Origin of the sequence: Tahibacter aquaticus (assembly GCF_004363655.1) — a bacterium.
Lineage (GTDB): Bacteria > Pseudomonadota > Gammaproteobacteria > Xanthomonadales > Rhodanobacteraceae > Tahibacter > Tahibacter aquaticus.
Window position 1 is genome coordinate 222,898 of record NZ_SNZH01000009.1, and the last position, 23,460, is coordinate 246,357.

The following is a 23,460-nucleotide window of genomic DNA, read 5'->3' on the forward strand; positions in this document are numbered from 1 at the left end:
TAGTCTCTGAATGGCCAGCCGGCGCGCGGCGCGCACCGGCTGGAGAAAAGGCTTAGCCTCAGGCCTTGCCCGACGCGGTCGGCGGTGCCGCTGGCGTCTTGTTGATCCTTTCGTTGGCCGCATTGAACGCGGCGCTGGCATCGGTCATCAGGCTCGAACCGGTGGTCGCCAGCTTGTACGAATTGACGCGCAGGCCGATTGCAGCGAGCGCGCCGAGGATCGGCATCGTCGGTGCAAGCACCGCCACTGCCGCAAAGGTGCCGACGAGCGTGGCCACGCCGACGCCGAGGTTGCCGGCAACGATATTCGAAGCTCCGGGAACCAGAACCTCGGCTGCCACCAGCGCGGTCTTGGCGAGCGCGGTATTGCCGTCTGTAGTCTGTGTGGTTTGCATCTGCTGTCCTTTCCGAAGAGTTCGACGAGTCTTTCGCGGAGTCATGCAATCGCAACGATAACTGTAGAAGTCACTACACTTTCGTGGTGGATAATAGCGGGATAAAGATAAAATGCAACAAGCAATTTTAGACAAGTATCCGGCGCGAGGACGGCTTGGAGATCACGCCGGAGACGCCATCCCGCAACGCGCCGGCAACAGGCCGCACTAACCGCGACGGCATGGCGATTCGCCCGTCGATTCGTGGCGCGGCCGTTGCCGAAAAGACTTTCAAATGGCCGCAAAATAGGCGTTTTTTGTACCGGAAACGCGATCGCAGGCATTCAACAGACAAGAAGACACGCCACGCCTGCCTGGGCGTTGTCTGGTCATGCCGCCCGGGATTCGGAACGAACAGCGAACCCCTGGGGCAATGCTATACATAGTATAAAAAGTAATTCCGACGCATCGCATTGCAGGGCTGCTCCCCGGGTGCCGCGAAGCTTCCCGAAAGCGCAACCTTGCCGCCACGGAATCCCGCGGTCAGCCAGAAGCCCGGGTGAGGTTGCTGCCTGAACTCAGGATTGAGCGAAATCCTCCCGTGGGCGGACTTGCCCCGGCTACGCGCGTGGCCCCGATCAGGTCCCGGAGCCACGCATGACGCCTGCAGGGGATACAAAGCGGAAACCGGGGGCCAAAGCTGTCACAGGGGGGTGACGGCACCGTTTCAGGCCCGCCGAGCCACCGGGCGGCCCGCCCCGCGCTCACGCCAGCCAGCCATCAAACCCGGGGCCGTTCGGGTCAGGCCGATGCGCCGACTGCGTCGTCAGGCCGGAAGTGATGTGCCAGGACGCGGCATTGCGCTAGCCGGAATGCCGCAATCGAGAGGCAACACAGCGGGTCGGGCGCCAGACGCCCGGCGATGGCTCGTAGGCGGTGGAGACGAAATTCGCCGGGCGAAGTCCGCGAACACAGGCCAATTCCTCTTTTCTGCGCCTCAGTGGCACCTTTGATGCATGACTGTCCATTCTTTCTCAGGGGGAAAGAAATCCAATGAACCGCACGCTTGCAGCACTCTTCCTTACGCTGTCGTCCGCTTTTGCCGTCGGTGCGACGGAGCAGGGCCTTTCGGAACACGATGCGACCCGGCCGGCTTCGGCATCGGCAGGCAAGCCGACCGAGACGCGAATGCGTCTGTCCGGCACCTCGAATATCGATCTGCGCAACCTGGCCAAGGGCTCCCCGGTCAGGCGCGATGCCGCAAAGCCTGACGATCCCGAATTCGCGCCGCGCCAGCTGACTGGCGCCGTAAGCTCGGATCCCGCGAATGCCGTACCGGTTGTCGGCGCGGCAGCGCCCGCGCCGATCGCCAACTTCGACGGCCTGGATTTCGCGAACTTCGGCGCGACCTATCCGCCGGACGCCAACGGCGATGTCGGCCCGGTCCACTATATCCAGGCCATCAACGCGTCGATCGGCATCTTCCGCAAGTCGGATGGCTTTCGCGTCGCGGCGTTCACCCTCGATACGTTCATGAGCCAGGGCAGCTTCGGCAATCTGTGCGACACGAACAACCGGGGCGATGCGGTCGTGCTTTACGACACGTTCGAGGACCGCTGGGTCATTACCGACATCGCGTTCACGCTCGACGGCTCGGGCAATGTCATCAGTCCGCCGGGGGCTTTCCAGTGTTTTGCGGTGTCGAAAACCGGCGATCCGGTCTCGGGCGGCTGGAACTACTACTCGATCCCGATCGCGGGCGGCATCAACGACTCGCCAAAGCTCGGCATCTGGCCCGACGGCATCTACATGTCGGCCAACCTGCTCAACCTTCAGTCGCCGAACGCGTTCATCGCGCCGCGCGTCTACGCGCTGAACAAGGCGCAGATGTATGCCGGGCAGCCGTCCGTGCAGATCGTCTCGTTCGACGCGCCGTCGGCGGATTTCTCGCTGCTGCCGAGCAACGCCCGGCTGCAGACCGGCACGCCAACGGCCGGCACGCCTAATTACTACGTGTCCACATGGCAATTTCTCAACGGTTTGACCGTCTATAAATTCCACGTGGACTGGGACCGGATTGGCCTGTCGAGCTTTACCGGCCCCGACGTGCCGCTGGCGGCGACGAGCTGGCCGAATGCCAGCGTCGCCAATGCACCGTCGCTGGGCGGCAACACGCTCGATGTGGTACAGATCCGCGCGATGGCGCAGGCGCAATACACCAACCTGGGCGGTGCCGAATCGGTATGGGCGACGCACACTGTGCGGCGCGCCAACACGACCGGTTTCGCCGCGCCGCGCTGGTATCAGGTGAATGTCACCGGCGGCACGGTCGCGGCAAACCTGCCGCAGTCGGCGACCTGGGATCCGGACGGCGCCAACGTGATGCATCGCTTCATTCCGAGCCTTGCCATCAATCGTGCGGGCGACATGGCGCTCGGTTACAGCACGTCGAGCAGCACGACCAAGCCGGCGCTCAATTACGCCGGCCGACTCGCCGCAGACCCGATCAATACGTTCAGCCAGACCGAGCAGCTGCTGATTCAGGGCACCGGCACGCAGACCGGCACCTGCGCCGGCGGCACCTGCACGCGATGGGGCGAGTACAGCGCGATGGCGCTGGATCCGGACGGCTGTACGTTCTGGATGACGGGCGAGTACTACGCTGCCGACGGACTCAACTATCAGACGCGGATCGGATCGTTTTCCTATCCGTCGTGCACGCCGGTTGGGGCGGGCGGTACCGTATCCGGCACCGTGACGGCCGCCATCGGCGGCGCTCCGCTGAATGGCGCGACCGTTTCGCTAGGCAGCCGCACCACGACGACCGATGCAGCCGGTGGGTATTCGTTTGCAGCCATTCCGGCCGGAACCTATCCGGGCATCAGCGCGAGCTTCCCCGGTTGCGTTACGGGCGCGGCGAGCAACATTGTGGTAAACGACGGAAACACCACAACGCAAGATTTCGCACTGAGCGCGGCGGCCGAAACCGCCTGCCTGACCGACACGGCGCAGTCCGACTTCCAGGCGGGCGTGCTCACGAACGTCGATGCAGCCACGAACCCTGGCGATCTCCTTCTCGCCGGCGGGGCCAATGTCGACCAGCAGAACGCGTCATTGGGCACGAGCGGCGTCGGCATTACCGTGACGACCTGGGGTGGGCAGACGTTCACGCCGTCGGTCACCGGCCTGATCAAACGGGTCGATGTCAATCTGTTCTGCAGCGGCTGTACCGGCACCGTGCCGAATCTCACCCTGAGCATCCGCGCCACCAGTGGCGGCCTGCCGACGGGCGCGGATCTCGCCTCCGGAACGATCGCCGGATTCAACGGCGGCGCCAGTGCGTACTACACCGCGAATCTGGCGACACCCATCGTACTCAACGCCGGGACGCAGTACGCGTTCATTGTCCGTCCGACGGCCAACCCGTCGCCGGGCACCTATGCCTTGACGCGCAGCGGCACGGCAACCGCGGGCGCCGATGTCTATGCCGGCGGCACGCGCATCGCCGGCGCGACGAGCGGAACGGTCTGGTCGATACCGCTGACCGGGGGAATCAATACCGATACGGGATTCAAGGTCTACATCGATACCGGCTATCGCGCGTCGGGCGACCTGATCTCGTCGATCAAGGACGCCAATCCCGCTCCGGGACACGTGCCGAACTGGTCGACACTGTCCTGGAACGCGACGGTCCCGACGAATACCAGCCTGCGATTCCAGGTTGCCGCGAGCAATTCCTTCTCGGGGCCGTTTGTATTCGTCGGGCCGGACGGCACCGCCGCCACGTTCTTCACCACGAGCGGTGCGTCGCTGAGTCAGTTCGACAACAACCGCTACCTGCGCTATCGCGCATTCCTGGCGACCACCGACAGCACCGTATCGCCGACGCTCAACGACGTCACGATGTGCCATACCAACCCCTGCATCCCGCCGCCGACACCGACGGTCACGCCGGGCGGGCCGACGACGTTCTGCGCCGGTGGCAGCGTTTCGCTGACGTCGTCCAGCGCCAGCGGAAACCAATGGAACCTCAACGGCAGTCCGATCGGCGGCGCCACGTCGCAGACCTACATCGCCACCGCGTCGGGCGACTACACGACCACGACGACCAATGCCTTCCTGTGTGCTAGCGCGTCGTCGGCGATCACGACGGTGACCGTCAATGCGTTACCGCCCACGCCGACGATCACGCCCGGCGGCCCGACCACGTTCTATGCCGGTGGCAGCGTCACGCTCACTTCGTCCAGCGCCAGCGGCAACCAGTGGTATCTCGACGGCAATCCGATCGGCGGCGCAACCAACACGCAGTACGTTGCCACAGCGAGCGGCAACTACAGCGTCACGGTCAGCAGTTCCGGCTGTTCGAGCACGCCGTCCGCTGCGATCGCGGTCACCGCTATGCCGCCGCCGGATCTCGCGATCAGCCTGACCAATGGCGTGACCCAGGTGAACCCGGGCGGCACCACGACGTATACGATCCAGGCATCCAACAACGGACCGAGTCCTGCTCCGGGCTCGACGGTAGCCGACACCTTCCCGGCTGCGCTGACCTGCACCTGGACCTGCGTGGGGGCGGGCGGTGGCAGTTGCACGGCGAGCGGTTCCGGCACTATCAACGACAGCGTCAATCTGCCGGTTGGTGCAACTGTGGTTTATACGGCAATTTGTACAGTGTCCGGTTCTGCTTCGGGCTTGCTCAGCAACACCGCGACGATAAGCGCGCCGGCCGGCGCGACCGATCCGACACCGGGCAACAATTCGGCGACCGACACGGACAGCCTCGTGGCGGTGGCCAACCTCGCGCTGACGCTCACCGACAACCGGCAGTTCGCGCAGTTGGGCTCCACGCTGAACTACGTCATCACCGTCACCAACGCCGGACCAAGCAACGCGACAGCCACAGTGACCGATGCGCTGCCGCCGCAACTGGATAGCGGTAGCTGGACCTGCGTCGGCACGGGCGGAGCAGTCTGCGCCAGCGGCTCCGGCAATACGCTCAGCGACACGGTCACCCTGCCGGTGGGCGGCCAGGCCTCGTACCTCTACTCGGCCACGCTCGTGGCGAGCGGTGCCAACGACCAGATCGTCAACACCGCATCGGTCGCGCCGCTGGTTGGCACGGACCCGGCACCGGCCAACAATTCGGCCAGCGATACCACCATCGTGCCGATCTTCCGGGACGGCTTCGATGGTCCGTCGTCCCTGCAGCCGAAAGCCATCGGCGAGGGCAGCGATTTCGTCGCGGCAACGCTGCGCATCGACGCGAGGCTGCTGCATGCACTGAGCATCGCACCGAGCGTGATTGCCAGCGGGCGAGCTGCCGATGGCAGCGCGCTGTTCACGGTGGAATTCGCGCGCCTGGGCAACCAGATAGCCCTGCGCATCTCCACCACCGACAGCCTCGGCGCAGGCGAACGATCGGCATGGCGAACGATCAATCTCGATCAGCGTCTGCTGTCGTTCGCCTGGCAGTTGGCTGCCGATGGAAACGCCGCCTATCTGACCATCAATGGCGATGCGGCCTTCGTTCTGGACGCCAGCGCTTCCCGGCCACTGACCGAACTCTGGATAACGGCAGAAAATGACGTGCCCTGGCTGGTCTTGCTGGCCCACTGATTGTCATTGCGGGTAGCGCCAGCGGGTCCGGCATGTGCCGGGCCCGCTGGCGTCGTTCTTTTTCAAGCCGCCCACTGATTTACGAATCAACAGTCTGTAGCGCAGGCGAGCAAGCGGCTTCCGCCGCCGGCGCCTCGTACATCAGTCCCGTGCGGGTTCAGCGGTGGGGGCCTGCCTGGTTCCCGCGCATCGCGGCATCGTACCGGCTCGGCATCCGGATGTATGGAAAAAACAGCAATTGTCGCCAGGCATCAGTAAGAATCGTTGCTCGGATGCTGCGACTGGTTGTTTTTACAGAAGATGCAGTCTGCTCCCTGACTTAAAGAGAGCTCAGCTTGTTGTCGAAACGACGCATTTCACGGCATTGTTACGCCCCGGCAAAGCCACGGGCCTGCGGCCCGTGGCGGCTGGCGTCAAGCCACGCTAGGGCACTACAAAAGGACAAGGGTTCGCGTCGAAACCGTCGGCATGCACGATCTGATCGGGGTTGGTACTCCAGCCGATGTCCTTGAGCAGGTCCAGGGTGATATCGAAACCGGTGAGCATTCTGCGGCTGATATAGCGGTTTTCCTGCATCAGCAGATTGGGAAACATGTCGGCCGTGAACATCGAGTTCACCAATTTGAAGTTTGCGGGATTCGGCGCGTTCAGGCGCAGAAAACCGCCCTGCGTACCCGCCAGCTTGGTGGGATCGCCTACCGTGAGGTTCACGCCGCCGGCGAGATTGGCGCGAAGCGACGTGCCCAGCGCCTGGGTGATGCCAACGGTCGCAATGGTGATGGTGGGATCGGTGCCGCCCAGCGGGGGCAGGTCGGGATCGACATTGTTCTGCACGATCACGGCTCGTGCGCCCGCGTTCTGTGCATTCTTTACTTTGATTACAAATTGGCAAGCGCCGCGTTCGACGAGCGCGATCTTGCCGGTCACCTGCGCCGCGTTGGTCAAAGGCTGGCAAGCGTCATTGATGGTGCCGCCACCACTGGTGTCGCCGTCCGTCACCAACACGAGGCTGCCTGTTATGCCGCTCTTGGGCAGCCCTGGCCCGAAGTCCGGCATGGCGACCGGATTGCTGCCGGCGATAGCCGCCGGCGAATTCACCGTGAGCAAGAGCGCGGCGCCCAGATAGGCGCCTTGCATGCGATTGGCGTTCTTCCCCACCCAGGTGAGATTCGGGTCGTTCGACGCCGAGTCGAAGCGCTCCGAGCCGTCCATCTCGACCCAGCGCTTGCCCGTCGCGGCATCGCGCATGTACCAGGACCAGACATCCGGGCGTTGATTGTCATCGCAGCAAAACTCGCCGCTGCTCGGATCGGTCAGCGAAATGAAGCCCAGGCCATGCGCCAGCCGTTTCACCACTAGCGGTAACAGCGGAATCTTGTCGCCCGGTACAGGCACGGCAGCATCCACGCCGTACCACCAGCCGGTAGTACCCGTCAGGCAGCCGTTGTCGATATCCGAGTTCATGCTGATGGTGATGTCGTTGTGGGTCGGATCCAGGTCGCCGAACGCCATGGCATTGGCCTGGGCGATGACGTACCAGGTGTCGGCAAGGGCCTCGGGGGCGAAGTCAGCGTAGAGACTGAGGGGAAAGCCCGAACCCAGCACGGCGCTGTTGCCGCTGCACTGGTCGGGTTCCATGCTTGCCTCGACGCGAATGGGGACGATGGAGTTCAGTACAGCGCCCCATTGATCGGTGGCTTTCTGAAACACGTACTGGCGCTGCGCACCCAATGTGGTACCGGGATTGCCCGCCACGGGGTCCGCTGGCGTGTCGTCGTCGAAACCCTGGCCGGCAACGATGACGAAGTTCGCGCCAGCGTGTGCCTGCAGCGCGGCACACAGCAGCATCAGCACCGCCCAACGACGCAAGCCATTAGCGATCATTTTGCATCTCCGTCTGCAGCGGTCCTGCATTGCGAATTTCCAGGCTGCCGTCGGCGCGGCGGTGCGCAACCGTGGGCATGGCGTAGCGCGTATCCACGTGTTTCAGCTTGCTGGCGTTGGGCCGCTGCAGCAGCGGCGGCGCGCGCTCCGCTGCGGCAGGGAGGGGCGCCTGCGGGCGGGAATTCGCCGGCGCGGCGGCTGGCGCGGAATCCGCGGCCAGCACGCCGCAGGCGGCACTCAGCGAAAGGCAGCAGACAACGATTCGAAGGAGGCTGGACATAGTTGGCTCGACGATGGGTGAGGTAGGAAAACCGGCGTAGACCTTCGTCCACGTTTCTTGAGACGGCCGCGTGCTTCCCACCGCAGTCAGCGGTGATGCCTCGCACGGGTTTCAAGGCTTCCCCGGCGGCGCTTCGCGCTCGAGGACTCATCACGCACTCCCATTCGCGGCGTCTGTATCGGCTTGAACGACAGAACGACCGGAATTGCGCCCCCTATGCCCAAGAAAATTTTGGGCTCCATCGCAACCGCATCGGCTCGGTGGCCGATCGCGCACCAGTGCGTGAGCGGTCTGGCAGCCACCGCAGGGTGTCGCAGTGCGTGATGCAGAGGGTTCGTGGCCGCAATCACCCGGGGCCTGCAAGGCCCGGTGCACCTGGCCGGATGTCGGTGCGCGCAAACGCGGCCAATTGCGCCAGGTCGCTAGGAATCGATAGCTGGTGACATGGCGATAGTCTGGGCGGGCAGGAAACTGACAGCGTTACCGCGCAACGAGGCATCGGCAAGAACGGTCAGGCCCGGCGACAACCAGCAACGCATCGAGGACACGCAACGCTCAGGACAGGAACCCGTGCTCCAGCCCGTCGAGCGCTTCCTGGCCGAGCCGCGCGAGATCGGGCTTGCCGTCTTTTTCGTACCAGTAGCGCATCGTCGCGCGGATGACGCCGATCGCGGCGCCGGCCATCAGGCGCGCACGGCGCTCGGCAGCGGCGCCGCGGCCGAAGCGGCGGCGGAACGTCGCGGCCATGGCGGTCTCCCAGTCGCAGTCGATCTCGTGTTCGCGCGCGGCGAGCGCGGGCACGGAGTCGACCAGGCGCTGCTGCGCGAGGATCGCCTCGCGGTTGGCCGAGTATTCGTGCGCGAAGGTCTGGCAGATCGCGCGCAGGCCGTCGACCGGGTTGGGCGAGTGACCGGCACCGTCGAGCAGGGCGAGGAAGCGCTCGAAGCGCTCGGTCCGGTGCGGAAACGCGAGCGCTTCCTTGTTCTCGAAATAGCGGAAGAAGGTACGCCGGCTCACACCGGCGTCGGCGCAGATCTCGTCGATCGTGGTCTGCTCGAAGCCGTGGCGGTGGAAGCGGCGGTTCGCCGCGGCCACCAGCGCCTGACGGACTGCGGCCTTCTTTGCTTCTCGCAGTGGCATTTCCGCTCCAGCACGGCTATAACGGCGATCCTCTAAAATGCCACTGAGTGCCAGTTTTGGCTAGTGTTCCCCCGATTGACCCCCACGCGCCGGCGCGTTGGCGCGGCGGCGCGCCGGTGTTCGCGCCGGCTGAGCTCGCGGGCGCCTGCGCCCAGGTGCGCCGCACCGCCGTCGTCATCCGCGACGATCGCGACGGCCGGCTCGGCGTCGGGCTCGACGGCGCGCTGGTCGCCGCGGGCGAAAGCGGCGCCTGGCCGGTGCTCGGCCTGTTGCCGCCGCTGTATCCCGAGTGGCTTGGCGACCGCACCTTCAACGAGACGCACGGCACGCGTTTTCCCTACGTCGCCGGTGCGATGGCGAACGGCATTGCCACGACCAGGCTCGTGATCGAAATGGCGAGCGCGGGTTGCCTCGGCTTTTTCGGTGCCGCGGGTCTGTCGCTGGCGCGCGTCGAAGCCGCGGTCGACGAACTGGCCCGCGAACTCGATCCGCGCGGACTGCCCTGGGGCGCGAACCTCATCCACAGCCCGAGCGAGCCCGCGATCGAAGACGCGGTCGCGGACCTGTTCATCCGGCGCGGCGTGCGCTGCGTCGAAGCGTCGGCGTTCATGGGTCTCACGCCGGCGATCGTGCGCTACGCGGCCAGCGGCCTCACGGTCGACGGCGCCGGCACTATCGCGCGCCGCCATCGCGTGCTGGCGAAGGTTTCGCGCGAGGAAGTGGCGAAGCAGTTCATGGCGCCGATGCCGGTCGCGCTGCTCGATGCGCTGGTCGCGCGCCAGCAGCTCACGCGCGCCGAAGCCGATCTCGCCGCACGCGTGCCGCTGGCCGAAGACATCACCTGCGAAGCGGATTCCGGCGGCCACACCGACAACCGTCCGCTGGCCGCGTTGCTGCCGACCATCATGGCGCTGCGCGACCGCATCGTGGCCGGCCAGCGCTATGCGCGGCCGATCCGCGTCGGCGCGGCGGGCGGCCTTGGCACGCCGGGTGCGCTCGCGTCCGCCTTCGCACTCGGCGCGGCGTACGTGCAGACCGGCTCGGTGAACCAGGCTTGCGTGGAGTCGGGTCTCGGCGCCGGCGCGCGCGCGATGCTCGCGCAAGCCTCGATGGCCGATGTGATCATGGCGCCGGCGGCTGACATGTTCGAGATGGGCGTCGACGTGCAGGTCCTGCGCCGCGGCACGATGTTTGCGGTGCGTGCGAAGAAGCTCTACGAGATCTACCGCACGTATTCGTCGCTCGACGCGGTTCCCGCCGCCGAGCGGGCGAAGATCGAGAAGGAGATGCTGCGTGCCGGCTTCGACGAGGCGTGGGCCTCGACGCGCGCATTCTGGTCCTCGCGCGATCCGTCGCAGGTCGCGCGCGCCGAATCCGATCCGAAACACCGCATGGCGCTGGTGTTCCGCTCGTACCTCGGCCTCTCCAGCCGCTGGGCCATCGAGGGCGTGAACGAGCGGCTGAGCGATTTCCAGATCTGGTGCGGCCCCGCCATGGGCGCGTTCAACACCTGGGCCGCGGGCAGTTTCCTCGAAGCCCCCGCCCAGCGCACCGCGGTGCAGGTCGCGTTGAACCTGCTCGAAGGCGCCGCGGTTGTCACGCGCGCGCAGCAGCTGCGTACCTTCGGATTGCCGATCCCGCCATCCGCGTTCGATTTCCGTCCGAGGCCTCTTAGTGTCCTGTCCGATGAGTTCACATGAATCCTCGCACCTGTGCTCGGCCGCGACGCGTCGTTGCGCCTCCTCGCCGTACTGCCAGTACGACTCGTCGGCGCGCCTGGATTCACGACCGATGCCGGGCGCGATCCCTTCAAGCAACTAACCGGACAGGACACTCGCATGAGTTCTTTGCAGCGCCAGCCGATCGCCATCGTCGGCGTCAGCGCGATCTTTCCCGGTTCGCACGACGCGAACGGCTTCTGGCGCGACATCCTCGCCGGCAAGGATCTGCTGACCGACGTGCCGGCTACGCACTGGCGCATCGACGACTACTACGACGCGGATCCGGCGGCACCCGACAAGACCTATGCCCGCCGCGGCGGCTTTCTTGCGCCGATGGATTTCGATGCGCTGGGGTGGGGCATCCCGCCGTCGACGATCCCCGCGACCGACACCTCGCAGCTGCTCGCGCTGATCGCGGCGCGCGCCGTGCTCGAAGACGCCGCACGCGAGCAGTTCGAGACCATGGATCGCTCGCGCATCTCGGTGATCCTCGGCGTCACCAGCGCGCAGGAACTGCTGTTCTCGCTGGTGTCGCGCCTGCAGCGCCCGGTCTGGCAAAAGGCGCTGCGCGAAACGGGCCTGCCCGAAGACGAGGTGCAGGCCGCCTGCGAGCGCATTGCCGCGCACTACGTGCCGTGGCAGGAAGCGTCGTTCCCGGGTCTGCTCGGCAACGTCGTCGCGGGGCGAATCGCCAACCGGCTCGGTCTTGGCGGTACCAACTGCGTGACTGACGCGGCGTGCGCGTCGAGCTTTTCCGCGATCCAGATGGCAGTCAACGAGTTGCAGCTGGGCGATTCCGACCTCGTGATCAGCGGCGGTGTCGACACGCTCAACGACATCTTCATGTACATGTGCTTCTCCAAGACACCAGCGTTGTCGACGAGCGGCGACTGCCGGCCGTTCTCCGACCAGGCCGACGGCACGATGCTGGGCGAAGGGCTGGGCATGGTCGCGTTGAAGCGCCTGTCCGACGCCGAGCGCGACGGCGACCGCGTCTACGCGGTGCTGCGCGGCGTCGGCACCTCGTCGGACGGCCGCGCCAAATCGGTATACGCGCCGGTGTCGGCGGGGCAGGCGGTCGCGTTGCGCCGCGCCTACGCGCAAGCCGGCTTCGGCCCCGACACCGTCGAACTCGTCGAAGCGCACGGCACCGGCACCAAGGCCGGCGATGCCGCCGAGTTCGAAGGCTTGCGCAGCGTCTACGCCGACGCGGATGCCACGCGCACGCAGTGGTGCGCGCTGGGCTCGGTGAAAAGCCAGATCGGCCACACCAAGGCGGCCGCGGGTGCCGCGGGCCTGTTCAAGGCGGTGATGGCGCTGCACCACAAGGTGCTGCCGCCGACGATCAAGGCCGACACCCCCAATACCAAGCTCGATCTGCCGCAAAGCCCGTTCTATCTCAACACGTCGGCGCGCCCCTGGATCCGTGACGCATCCCACCCGCGCCGTGCGGCGGTCAGTGCGTTCGGTTTCGGCGGCTCGAATTTCCACCTCGCGCTGGAGGAATACGTCGGCCCGGCGCCGCGCGCGGAGCGGCTCGCCACGCAGTCGCACGAGCTCATCGCGCTGAGTGCGGCCAGTGCCGACGCCATGATCGAGCGGATCGCGCAACTGCGGCAGTCCTGCGCAGGCACTATCCCGCTGTCTTCGCTCGCGCGCGCCTCGCGCGATGCGTTCGACCACAGCGCGGCATTGCGCCTCGCCGTCGTCGCGGCTAGCGCCACCGACCTCGACGCACGGCTAACCCTCGCGCACAACAAGATCGCCGCCGCCCCCGCGCTGGCGTTCCAGCTTCCGGACGGCACCAGCTACGGCGTCGGCGCGCCCGACGGTGCGCTCGCGCTGCTGTTTCCGGGGCAGGGCAGCCAATACCACCGCATGGGCGCCGCCGTGGCGATGCAGTTCGACGCGGCGCGTGCGGTGTGGGATCGCGCGGCCGGACTGCGCATCCATGAGATCGTGTTCGGCTCGTCGGGCGATGCGCTTACGCGCACCGAAAACGCCCAGCCCGCCCTGGGCCTGGCATCGATGGCGCTGCTCAACCTGTTACGCGAACTCGGCGTCGAGGGCACGATGGCTGCCGGCCACAGCTTCGGCGAGATCGTCGCCCTGCACGCGGCCGGCGTCATCGCCGAAGCCGACGTCCTGCGCATTGCGCGCCGCCGCGGCGAACTCATGCGCGATGCGGCCGCGAGCGGCAGCGGCGCGATGTGCGCGCTGGCGTGCTCGATCGAGAAAGCTCGCACGTTGATGGGTCCGTCGCTCGCCATCGCCAATCACAACGCGCCCGAGCAAGTCGTCGTGTCGGGACCGCTGGAGGCGATCGCCGCACTCGAGGCACAGGGTGTCGCGGCGAAGCGCTTGCCGGTCTCCGCGGCATTCCATTCGGCCCAGGTCGCGCCCGCGTGCGCGCCATTCGGCGAATTCCTCGCGGCGATCGAATTCGCCGCGCCACGCATGCCCGTCTATGCGAATACGCACGCAGCGCCGTACAGCGCCGACGTCGTCGCAGTCCTTGCGCGACAGATCGCCGAGCCGGTGCGCTTCGTCGAGACAATCGAAGCGATGTACGCCGCGGGCGCGCGCTGCTTCGTCGAAGTCGGCCCGGGCACGGTGCTCAAGGGGCTGGTCGGCGCGATCCTCGGTACGCGCGAGCATCGCGCGATAGCCCTCGATCGCAAGGGCACGTCCGATCTCGAACCGCTGCTCGCAGGCATTGCCCAGCTTGTCGCTGCCGGCCATGTGACCCAGGTGTCGGCGCTGTTCGCCGACGTGCGCGTCCAGGCGCCGCGCGCATCGCACAAACACGGCATCGCGATCAGCGGCAGCAACGTCGGCAAACCCTATCCGCCAGCGGATCCGTCGCAGCTGCCTGCTCCAAATCCAGCACGTTCCACTCCGCCGCGTGCGGAATCCGCACCCGTTGTCGAGGTACGCACCGTGAAAGAAGAATCGTCGCTGTCGCCGGCCTGGCTTGCCACGTTCCAGGAAGTGCAGCAGCAGACCGCGAACGCGCATGCCGCGCACCAGCGCGCGCTGAGCGACAGCCACACGCAATACCTCAAGCTGGCCGAGAGCGCGCTCAACGGTCTCACCGCGTTGCTCGGCGGAACCGCTCCGACTGCGGTCACTACGTCGGTCACGACCGCAGCTGCGCCGATCGCGGCGCCGCAGATCGTTGCGCCGCAAATCGCGGCGCCGCTGCCGGTCGTGACGGCCGCGCCAGCGCCCGTCGCACCACCGGCGCCCGTCATGCTTGCGGCACCTGCTGCCGTTCCCGCGCCAATGCCAGCGCCAGGCAGCGACCTCGCCGCGCTGCTGCTCGCCATCGTCGCCGACAAGACCGGCTACCCCGCCGAGATGATCAACCTCGACATGGACCTCGAGGCCGACCTCGGCGTCGACTCGATCAAGCGGGTTGAAATCCTGGCGGCGTTGCATACGCAAGGCCCGGCCATCGCACAAACCGACAGCACGACGATGGCCGGGCTGCACACGCTGCGGCAGATCGCCGGCTACCTGCAGGGCGTAGCCGTGGCGAGCGCACCCGTGGCGAGCACACCCGTCGCCCCAACCGCCGCCGCCGACGACATCGCCAAGATGCTGCTCGGCGTTGTCGCCGACAAGACGGGTTATCCGGTCGAGATGCTCGACCTCGCGATGGACATCGAAGCCGATCTCGGCATCGACTCGATCAAGCGCGTGGAAATCCTTGCCGCGATGACCGAGCGCGTGCCCGGCATCGCGAAAGACCGTGCGGTCCCGTCGGCGCTGCACACGCTGGCCGACATCGTGGCGTACCTCGGCGTCACCCCGGCGGCGATGGTGCCTGTCCCTGATGCGCCAACAGCGAAACCGATGCGCCGCGCCGAACTTGGCCGTTTCGTGCTTGAGCTGATCCCCGCGCCCGCGGCCGGCTTTGCCGCGCCGGGCCTGCTCGACGGCGAGCCGGTCTACGTATTCGGCGCGGCCGGCCTGGATACCGCAGTCGCGACCGCGCTGCGCAGCGACGGTGTCGACGCGCGCGCCGTGGATGCGTTGCCCGATGGCGCCAAGCGCTGCGTCTATCTGGGCGGCCTGCGTCGCGTCGAGGACGAGGCGCAGGCGATGGCGGTAAACCGCGAGGCCTTCGTCGCCGCGCAGCGTCTGGCCAGCGTCGACGATGCGCTGTTCGTGACCGTGCAGGACACCGGCGGCCATTTCGGCGTGCGCAACGCCGATGCGCGCCGCGCCTGGCTGGCGGGCCTGCCCGCGCTGGTCAAGACCGCGGCGCTGGAATGGCCGCGCGCGACGCTGAAGTCGATCGACGTGGAGCGGGGCGCGCGCGACGACGTAGCGCTCGCCGAGGCCATCGCCGGCGAGCTGCTGCGGGGCGGCGGCGAGATCGAGGTGGCCTTGCCCGCCGCTGGCGGCCGCTACACGCTGAAGAGCGTCGCGCGCGCGGTGCGTCCGTCGCTCGCTGCCATCGATGCCGGCGACGTTGTCGTCGTTTCGGGCGGCGCACGCGGGGTGACCGCGGCGTGCATGGTGGAGTGGGCCAGGCAGTGCAAGGCGCGGTTCGTACTGATCGGCCGCACGCCGCTGCGCGACGAACCGGCCGATTGCGCCGGCGTCGTCGACGAAGCGCCGTTGAAGCGCATCGTGCTCGCACGCGGTGCCTCGCTCACGCCGAACGAACTGTCCCGGGAAGTCGATCGCATCCGCGGCGCGCGCGAGATCCGCGCGACGCTCGCCGCGATCGAGGCCCAGGGCGCGCAGGCACGCTACGAATCGGTCGCAATCGACGATGCCGCCGCACTCGCCGCGACGCTCGAACGCGTGCGCCAAGACTGGGGCGCGATTGCCGGTGTGGTGCACGCCGCGGGCGTGCTCGCCGACCGCCGCATCGCCGACAAGACGCTGGCGCAGTTCGATCTCGTGTTCGGCACCAAGGTAGGCGGGCTGCGCGCCTTGCTTGCCGCGACCGCGGCCGATCCGCTGAAGCTGCTGTGCGTGTTCTCGTCGGTGTCGGCCCGCTGCGGCAACACCGGGCAGAGCGACTACGCGATGGCCAACGAAGTGCTGGCCAAGGTGGTCGCGGCCGAGGCGCGCAAGCGCCCGGGCCTGCGCGCGAAGTCGCTGGGCTGGGGCCCGTGGGAAGGCGGCATGGTCACGCCGGCGCTGAAGGCGCGCTTTGCCGAGCTGGGCGTGCCGATGATTCCGCTCGACGCCGGCGCGACGATGTTCGCCGACGAGATGCGTGATTCGCGTACCGCCGATATCGAACTCGTGCTCGGCGGCGAGCCGCGCGGCGAAGCGCTGCTGATGGATGGCGCGCAGGAGCGCGTGCAGGGCGTCGAGCTCATCGTCTCGCGCGCCAGCCACGCTTTCCTCGAAGGTCATGCGGTGAAAGGGACGCCGGTGGTGCCGGTCGTGCTCGTCGCCGAATGGCTGGCGCGCGCGGCGCGCAGCTTCCGTCCGGGGCTGGCGCTGGCCAGCCTGCACGAGCTGAAGGTGCTCAAGGGCATCCGGCTCGGCGGATTCGACAACGGCGGCGATCGCTGCCGCATCGAGGCGACGCCGCTGCCGAGCGCGCGCGGCGCGCAGCTGCTGATGACCGTGCGGGATGCGCGCGGCGTGCTGAACTACAGCGCACGCGCGGAATTGTTGCCGGAGCCGCCGAAAGCCCGGCGCGAGACGCCAGGGCTCAGCCTGGATACGTGGAGCGGCGAAAGCATCTATCCCGAGCTGCTGTTCCACCGCAAGCAGTTCGAGCTGATCGACGAAGTACACGGCATCTCCGACGAGGGCATCGGCGCGACAGTGCGCGGCGTCGACGCCGCGGGCTGGGACAGCGAGCCCTGGTCGCTCGATGTCGCGGCGCTCGATGGCGGCTTGCAGATCGCCGCGCTGCACGGCCGGCGCATGCTCGGCGGCCAGACCCTGCCGACGGCGATCGCCGAACTGCGGCACTTCGGCGCCGAGCCGATCACCGGCCCGGTCACCGCCACCGCGTACCTGCGCAAGGTCGGTACCAGCGACACGACGACGGACATCGTGCTGACCGACAAGAACGGAAAGCGCTATGCCGAGATGCTCGGCGTACAAAACCACGCGCTGCCGAACTGATCGCATGATCGAGCCCGTTTTCGAGCCCGTCGCCATTGTCGGACGCGCCTGCGTGCTGCCCGGTGCGTTGAACCCGGCCGCGCTCTGGGACGCCGTGGTCAACGGACGCGACCTGGTCACGCGCGTGCCCGCGGATCGCTGGCGTCTCGCCCCCGGGCACGCGTTGTGCGCGCCCGAAGCGCCGCAGCCGGATCGCACGTGGTCGGATCGCGGCGGCTACGTGGAAGGCTTCGCGTCGATCTGGAATCCGCAGGGCTTCGCGGTTGCGGCAGCCGAGCTGGAGGGGCTGGACCCGCTGGTGCACTGGACGCTGCACTGCGCCCGCGAAGCACTGCGCGAGACACGTTCTGCGGGACGCGTGGGCGCAATCTTCGGCAACCTCGGTTTCCCGACCGCGCACATGGCCGCCTTCTGCGAGCAGGTGTGGACTGGCGAGGGCGATGTCGATCCGCGCAATCGCTTCATGAGCGGTGGCACCGCGGCCATGCTCCAGCGCGCGCTGGCGCTGCAGGCCGGCAGTTTCTGTCTCGACGCCGCGTGCGCATCGTCGCTGTACGCCATCAAGCTCGCCTGCGACGCGCTGCACGATGGCCGCGCCGACGTGATGCTCGCCGGAGCGGTACAGCGCGCGGACGATCTTTTCCTCCACGTCGGCTTCTGTGCGCTCGGTGCGCTGAGCAAGTCCGGGCGTTCGCGGCCGTTTCATCGCGACGCCGATGGGCTGGTGCCGGCCGAAGGCGCGGCGTTCCTGGCGCTGAAGCGCCTGGCCGACGCACGCCGCGACGGCGACACGATCCATGGGCTGATCCGCGGCATCGGGCTGTCGAACGACGGCCGCGGCAAAGGTTTCCTGGCGCCGAGCGAAGAGGGGCAGCGGCGCGCGATCAGCGCGGCCTATGCGGCCTCGGGGATCGAGCCGACGCAGGTTTCGCTGCTCGAATGCCACGCCACCGGCACGCCGGTGGGCGATGCCACGGAGTTGCGCAGCAGCGCAGGCGTGTTCGCGCAGGCGCACAACCTGCCGATAGGCTCGCTCAAATCCAACCTCGGCCACCTCATCACCGTCGCGGGTGCGGCGGGCCTGATCAAGCTGCTCGAAGCGATGCACAACCGCGTGCGCCCGCCGACCGTGCAGTGCGGCGATCCCACGCCGGCCTTGCAGCAGACGCCGTTCCGCGTGCTGCACGACGCCGAGCCGTGGACCAGCGACGGCCCGCGCGTCGCAGCAATCTCTGCCTTCGGCTTCGGCGGCAATAACGCGCACCTGATCGTTTCGGAAGACGACAACCGCATCGGTGGCGAGCGCGTCGCTGCCGTCGCGCGCCCGGTCGCGATCGTCGGCATCGGCGCGAAGGTCGCCGATGCGCCTGATCGTGCCGCGTTTGCGCGCGCGCTGTTCGCCGACCATGCAGCGCGCGATGGCGCAACGGATTCAGACGCTGGCGCAGCGCGCGACGGCCGCATGGACTACGTCGAGCTCGATATGGAGGGTCTGCGCTTTCCGCCGCGCGACCTCGAACAGGCGCTGCCGCAGCAACTGGCGCTGCTCGCGGCCGCCCGCGAGGCGCTCGCGGAGACGACGCCGCTGCCGCGCGAACGCAGTGCGGCGCTGGTCGGCCTGGAGCCCGACCCGGAAGTCGCGCGCCACGGTGCGCGCTGGCGGCTCACCAACGGCCGTGACGACGACTGGGCGGCACGCGCACGCGCCACGCTGGTGCCGGCGCTCGAGGCCGCCGCGGTGCTGGGCTCGATGCCGAACATCCCCGCCAATCGCCTGAACTCGCAATTCGACCTCGGCGGTCCGTCGTTCACGCTGCAGGCGGGTGCTGCCTCAGGCACACACGCGCTGCGCATCGCGGCGCGTGCGCTCGCATGCGGCGAGCTCGATGCGGCCATCGTCGGCGCGGTCGATTTCGGCTGCGAAGCGGTGCACCGTGCGGCGAGCAGGGAAGGGGAAGTGCCCGGCGACGCGGCGGTGGCCTTGGTGCTGAAGCGGCTCGAAGACGCGCAGCGCGATGGCGATCGGGTCTATGCCCTGATCGACAATGACACGCTGGTGGATGATGCCTTCGTCAGTGCGACCACCGTCGCGACCGACGCGCCGCCGTCGCGACTGCGGTCGCTGCTGCAAGCACGCTTTGGCTACGCGCAGGCCGCTTTCGGACTGCTCGAAACCGCCGCCGCGGCGCTGGCGCTGCATCATCGGCGCGACTTCGACGGCGCGCCGTGGCTCAGCGCCGGGCCCCGCCGTGCGGCGAATCTGGTCGAAGCCTCGGCGCATCCACGCCGTGCCGAACACGCCGTCGCGCGATTGCATTGTTTCGCCGGCGCCGACAAGGCTGCAGTGATAGCTGCGCTGAAGCAGGATAGGCGCGGTCTGGACGGCCCCGCACGCTGCGTGCTCGTCGCGACCGACGCGTCGCTGGCCACGGTGCGTGCGCGAGCAATTGCGCACCTGGAAACAGGCGCGCCCGCCGGGCGCGGCGTGTTCTTCCGCGCACAGCCGATAGTCGGCGAGATCGCCTTCGCGTTTGCCGGTGCAGGCGCGTCGTACCGCGGCATGGGCCGCGACCTGCTGCTGCACCTGCCGCAACTGCATGAGCCTCTGCGCGCGCGCAGTCAGCGCCTGGCGACCGCACTCGATGGGTCCTTCGCGGCGGGCGACGCGGCGCCGAGCGTATTCGAGCAGCTGTGCGGTTCCTCGGCGCTGTCGCAGCTGCATCTGGCCTTGAGCGAAGGTTTGCTCGGCCTCCAAGCCGATGCATGGCTCGGCTACTCCTCGGGCGAGACAAATGCGTTGATCGCGGCGGGAGTCTGGAATGATCCCGACGCGCTGATGAGTGACATGGAATCGTCCGGGCTGCTGGAGCGCGAGCTGGCCGGCCGCTTCGATGTGCTGGCGCGCGCGTGGGGCGAACCCGCGGCGTGGGAATGCTGGACCGTCGCCGCGTCGCTGGATGAAGTGCGCCGTGCGCTGGCGGGCCTGGACCGCGTGCACATCGCCATCGTCAACGACGACGCGAGCTGCCTCGTCGCGGGCGCCGCGGTCTCGTGCGCCCGCGTGGTCGAACGGCTTGGCGCGGCGCGCTGCCTGCAGCTGGACTATTCGCTCGTGGTGCATGTGCCCGAGCTGCGCGGCGTGGAGCGCGCCTGGCTGGCCGTGCATCGCCGCGCGACATCGGCGCCGCGCCACGGGCGTGTCTACAGCACAGCGAGTGGCCGGCCCTATGCGCCGGACAGCGAGGCCTGCGCCCAGGCGATTCTTGCGCAAGCGGTGGACACCATCGACATCCGTGCGCTGGTCGACAATGCCTGGAACGACGGCGTGCGCGTGTTCATCGAACACGGGCCAGGCGGCACCTTCGGCCGCGCGATCCGTCACGTGCTCGGCGCGCGCGAGGCGCTCGTGGTGAGCCTCGACCGCCAGGGCGACGGCATCGAGACCGTGCTCGGCGCGACCGCAGCGCTGCTCGCCGCCGGTGTGGCGGTGGATCACCAGGCACTCGAAGCCGCGCTCGCGCCGGTGCCGCGCATCGAACCCAAGCGTCCGCGCCGCTTCGACGCACACCCGCCGCCGGTGAACCTGCCGCCGCGCGAGCAACCGTTGCAGACAATGGCGCCCGCGCCGCAGCTGCCGGCGATCCTCGAACGCCTGATCGTCGCCCCCCCGATTCTTGAACAAACCATGCGCGAACCTGCAGCTGTCGCGTTGCCCGTCGCGGCGCCGGCACGCGTCGCATCACCCCTGGTGCGCGCGACGCATCCCGCGCTCGAAGGCATCCGCGCCGAGCTTGCGCGACTGGCCGCGGCGCAACAGGCGTTCACCGAAGCGCAGACCCGCGCGCACGCGCAGTTCCTTGCCGTGCAGGCCAAAGCGACCGACGTGCTGTTGCGCGCGGGACGACAGGGCGCGAGCCCGCTTGCGATTCCGTTGCCGTCAGTCCCCCCCGAAGCGAAGCGACACCCGCGCAGCGGGCCGGAAGAGCGAGACACTGCCTGGCCGATCAAGCGGGAAACCCGCGACGCTGCTGTCCCGACGCCAGGGCAAAACCGCTCGGCCCCCGCTTTTGCAGCGGTGACCGAACGCGCCGTGCGCTTCACGCGCGATGACCTCCTGGTCCACGCCGACGGCAACATTTCAGCGATCTTCGGCGCGCCATTCGCCGCGCAGGACGGCTTCACGCGGCAGGTCCGCATGCCGCGTCCCCCGTTGCTGCTCGCCGACCGCGTGACCGCGCTCCACGCCGAGCCGATGAGCATGGGCAAGGGCTCGATCACCACGCAGACCGACATCGGCGCCGAGCCCTGGTACCTGCACCAGGGCCGCATGCCGGGCGGCGTGATGGTAGAGGCAGGGCAGGCCGACCTGATGCTGATCTCCTGGCTCGGCGTCGACGCGCTCAACCAGAGCGAGCGCGTCTACCGCCTGCTCGGCTGCGAGCTCACCTACCACGGCGAGTTGCCGCGCACCGGCGAGACGATCACCTTCGACATCCACCTCGACGGCCACGCCGCACAGGGCGACGTGCGCCTGATGTTCTTCCACTACGACTGCATGAACGGCAGTCGCAAGCAATTGACGGTCAGAAACGGCCAGGCCGGATTCTTCACCGATGCCGAACTCGCGGGCTCGGCGGGTTGCCTGTGGACACCGGAAGGCCAGGAGATCGTCGCCAACCCGCGCCTCGATCCGCCGCGCGCGACGAGCACGCAGACGCGCTTCGATCGCGCCGCCCTTGAGGCGTTCGCCAACGGCGACACGCCGGCGTGCTTCGGTACCGGCTTCGAGCTGGCGCGCACGCACACGCGCAGCCCACGCATCCAGTCCGGCGACATGCTGCTGCTCGACCGCGTGAGCGTGTGCGAGCCGCGTGGCGGCCCCTGGGGGCGCGGGTACCTCAGGGCCGAGCTGGACATCGATCCATCGCGCTGGTTCTTCGACGGGCATTTCAAGAACGATCCGTGCATGCCCGGCACGCTGATGCTGGAAGGCTGCCTGCAGGCGCTCGCGTTTCATCTCGCCGCCTGCGGCTACACGCTGGAGCACGACGGGGCGCGCTTCGAGCCGGTGCCCGAACTCGCCTACAAACTGCAGTGCCGCGGCCAGGTGATCCCGAGCGCCAAGCTGCTGGTGACCGAGGTGTTCGTCGAGGAGATAGCGGCGGGGCCGGTGCCGACGATCTGGGCCGACCTGCTGTGCACCGTCGATGGATTGAAGGCGTTCCACGCGCGGCGCCTTGCCCTGCGCCTGGTGCCGGATTTTCCGGCCGCGGACAGCGAGGGCCTGCTCGCGTCGGCGCTCGGCCGCCCGTCGCGCGCGTTCGGGGCCATGTACGAGCGCTTCGACGGCACGCTGCGCGCGCCGCGCCTGCCGGCACCGCCGTACCTGTGCATGAGCCGCATCGCGGGCGTCGACGGTACACCGGGCGAGAGGCGCGCCGGCGCGCGCGTGGTGGCCGAATACGACGTGCCGCACGACGCCTGGTATCTCGACGCTGCCGGCGTGGCGCCATTCGCGGTACTGCAGGAAGCCGCGCTGCAACCCTGCGGCTGGTTGTCGAGCTGGGCCGGCTGCGCGCTGGCCAGCGAGGAAGCGCTGCGCTTCCGCAACCTGGACGGCCGCGGCACCCAGCATTCCGAATTGCGCGGCGGCGAGACGCTCAGCACGGAAGCCACGCTCACGTCAGTGTCCGCGTCGGGCGGCATGATCATCGTCGCGTTCGACGTGCGCTGCACGGCCGGTGCGCGCGAGGTCTACACGCTGAAGACGGTATTCGGCTTCTTCCCGATCGCCGCGCTCGCGGCGCAGGCCGGCTTGCCGCGCAGCGCGCTGCACGAGGCGCTGCTAGGCCGCGAACCGAACGCCGGGCGTACGCTGGACGAACCATCGATGCTGCGCATGATCGACCGCGTCGATGGTGTCTGGCCCGAGGCGATTCGCGCCTGCAAACGGGTCGATGCCGGCGAGTGGTTCTTCAAGGCCCACTTCTTCCAGGACCCCGTGCAACCCGGTTCGCTCGGCGTACAGGCGATGCTGCAGACGCTGGAGCAATGGCTGCGCGCGACACGCGGTACATTGTCCGGCGTCGTGGCGCCGCTGCTCGGCCGCGAGCACACGTGGAAATACCGCGGGCAAGTGCTGCCGCACCACCGCGACGTGACGATCACCCTGCAAGTGACCGAAACCGGCCCCGACTACGCCGTCGCCGACGCGAGCCTGTGGGTCGACGGCGAACGGATCTACGAGGCGAGCGGCATCGGCCTGCGCCTTCGCGATCAGGGATGAGAGTGCACGGCCAGGCCGTCGCTGCGCCGATCGCGAGGCATCACCGGGAAAC

8 protein-coding genes are annotated in these 23,460 nt (G+C 68.0%); 4 read left to right on the top strand and 4 right to left on the bottom strand.

Annotated elements, in window-relative coordinates; translation table 11 throughout:
* Window positions 1-58 precede the first annotated feature (58 nt).
* Window positions 59-394: a hypothetical protein gene (locus tag DFR29_RS15800; protein ID WP_133819580.1), complete on the bottom strand. Its 336-nt coding sequence runs from the start codon at window positions 392-394 to the stop codon at window positions 59-61.
* Between the two features lie 1,032 nt (window positions 395-1,426).
* Between DFR29_RS15800 and DFR29_RS15805 the strand changes: the two genes are divergently transcribed.
* Window positions 1,427-5,989: a carboxypeptidase regulatory-like domain-containing protein gene (locus DFR29_RS15805; protein WP_133819581.1), complete on the top strand. Its 4,563-nt coding sequence runs from the start codon at window positions 1,427-1,429 to the stop codon at window positions 5,987-5,989.
* 423 nt (window positions 5,990-6,412) lie between these two features.
* Here DFR29_RS15805 and DFR29_RS15810 read toward each other — a convergent pair whose 3' ends face one another.
* The 3 genes from DFR29_RS15810 to DFR29_RS29220 form a co-directional block, all read right to left on the bottom strand.
* The gene (locus tag DFR29_RS15810; RefSeq protein WP_133819582.1) at window positions 6,413-7,903 is read right to left on the bottom strand and encodes a PA domain-containing protein; all 1,491 of its coding nucleotides are present in this window, start codon (window positions 7,901-7,903) and stop codon (window positions 6,413-6,415) included.
* Window positions 7,863-8,153, bottom strand: coding sequence for a hypothetical protein (locus DFR29_RS15815; protein WP_133819583.1), 291 nt, complete (start codon window positions 8,151-8,153; stop codon window positions 7,863-7,865). The genes DFR29_RS15810 and DFR29_RS15815 overlap by 41 nt, the downstream gene beginning before the upstream one ends.
* Before the next feature lie 555 nt (window positions 8,154-8,708).
* Window positions 8,709-9,248 (bottom strand): TetR/AcrR family transcriptional regulator, encoded by a 540-nt coding sequence (locus DFR29_RS29220; RefSeq protein ID WP_208113614.1) that lies wholly within the window; start codon window positions 9,246-9,248, stop codon window positions 8,709-8,711.
* A 161-nt stretch (window positions 9,249-9,409) separates the two neighbouring features.
* Here DFR29_RS29220 and DFR29_RS15825 point away from each other — a divergent pair, with 161 nt between their 5' ends.
* The 3 genes from DFR29_RS15825 to DFR29_RS15835 all read left to right on the top strand — a co-directional run bounded on the left by DFR29_RS15825 (window position 9,410) and on the right by DFR29_RS15835 (window position 23,408).
* A complete protein-coding gene (locus DFR29_RS15825; protein WP_133819584.1) occupies window positions 9,410-10,993 on the top strand; it encodes a PfaD family polyunsaturated fatty acid/polyketide biosynthesis protein in 1,584 nt (527 codons plus the stop codon).
* A gap of 138 nt (window positions 10,994-11,131) precedes the next feature.
* Window positions 11,132-17,122 (top strand): type I polyketide synthase, encoded by a 5,991-nt coding sequence (locus DFR29_RS15830; RefSeq protein ID WP_133819585.1) that lies wholly within the window; start codon window positions 11,132-11,134, stop codon window positions 17,120-17,122.
* A gap of 4 nt (window positions 17,123-17,126) precedes the next feature.
* The gene (locus DFR29_RS15835) at window positions 17,127-23,408 is read left to right on the top strand and encodes a beta-ketoacyl synthase N-terminal-like domain-containing protein (RefSeq protein ID WP_133819586.1); all 6,282 of its coding nucleotides are present in this window, start codon (window positions 17,127-17,129) and stop codon (window positions 23,406-23,408) included.
* Window positions 23,409-23,460 lie beyond the last annotated feature (52 nt).

Coding starts and splice junctions, on each gene's coding strand:
- DFR29_RS15800 (WP_133819580.1), bottom strand. CDS start 394: ATGCAAACCACACAGACTACAGACGGCAATACCGCGCTCGCCAAGACC.
- DFR29_RS15805 (WP_133819581.1), top strand. CDS start 1,427: ATGAACCGCACGCTTGCAGCACTCTTCCTTACGCTGTCGTCCGCTTTT.
- DFR29_RS15810 (WP_133819582.1), bottom strand. CDS start 7,903: ATGCAGGACCGCTGCAGACGGAGATGCAAAATGATCGCTAATGGCTTG.
- DFR29_RS15815 (WP_133819583.1), bottom strand. CDS start 8,153: ATGTCCAGCCTCCTTCGAATCGTTGTCTGCTGCCTTTCGCTGAGTGCC.
- DFR29_RS15830 (WP_133819585.1), top strand. CDS start 11,132: ATGAGTTCTTTGCAGCGCCAGCCGATCGCCATCGTCGGCGTCAGCGCG.
- DFR29_RS15835 (WP_133819586.1), top strand. CDS start 17,127: ATGATCGAGCCCGTTTTCGAGCCCGTCGCCATTGTCGGACGCGCCTGC.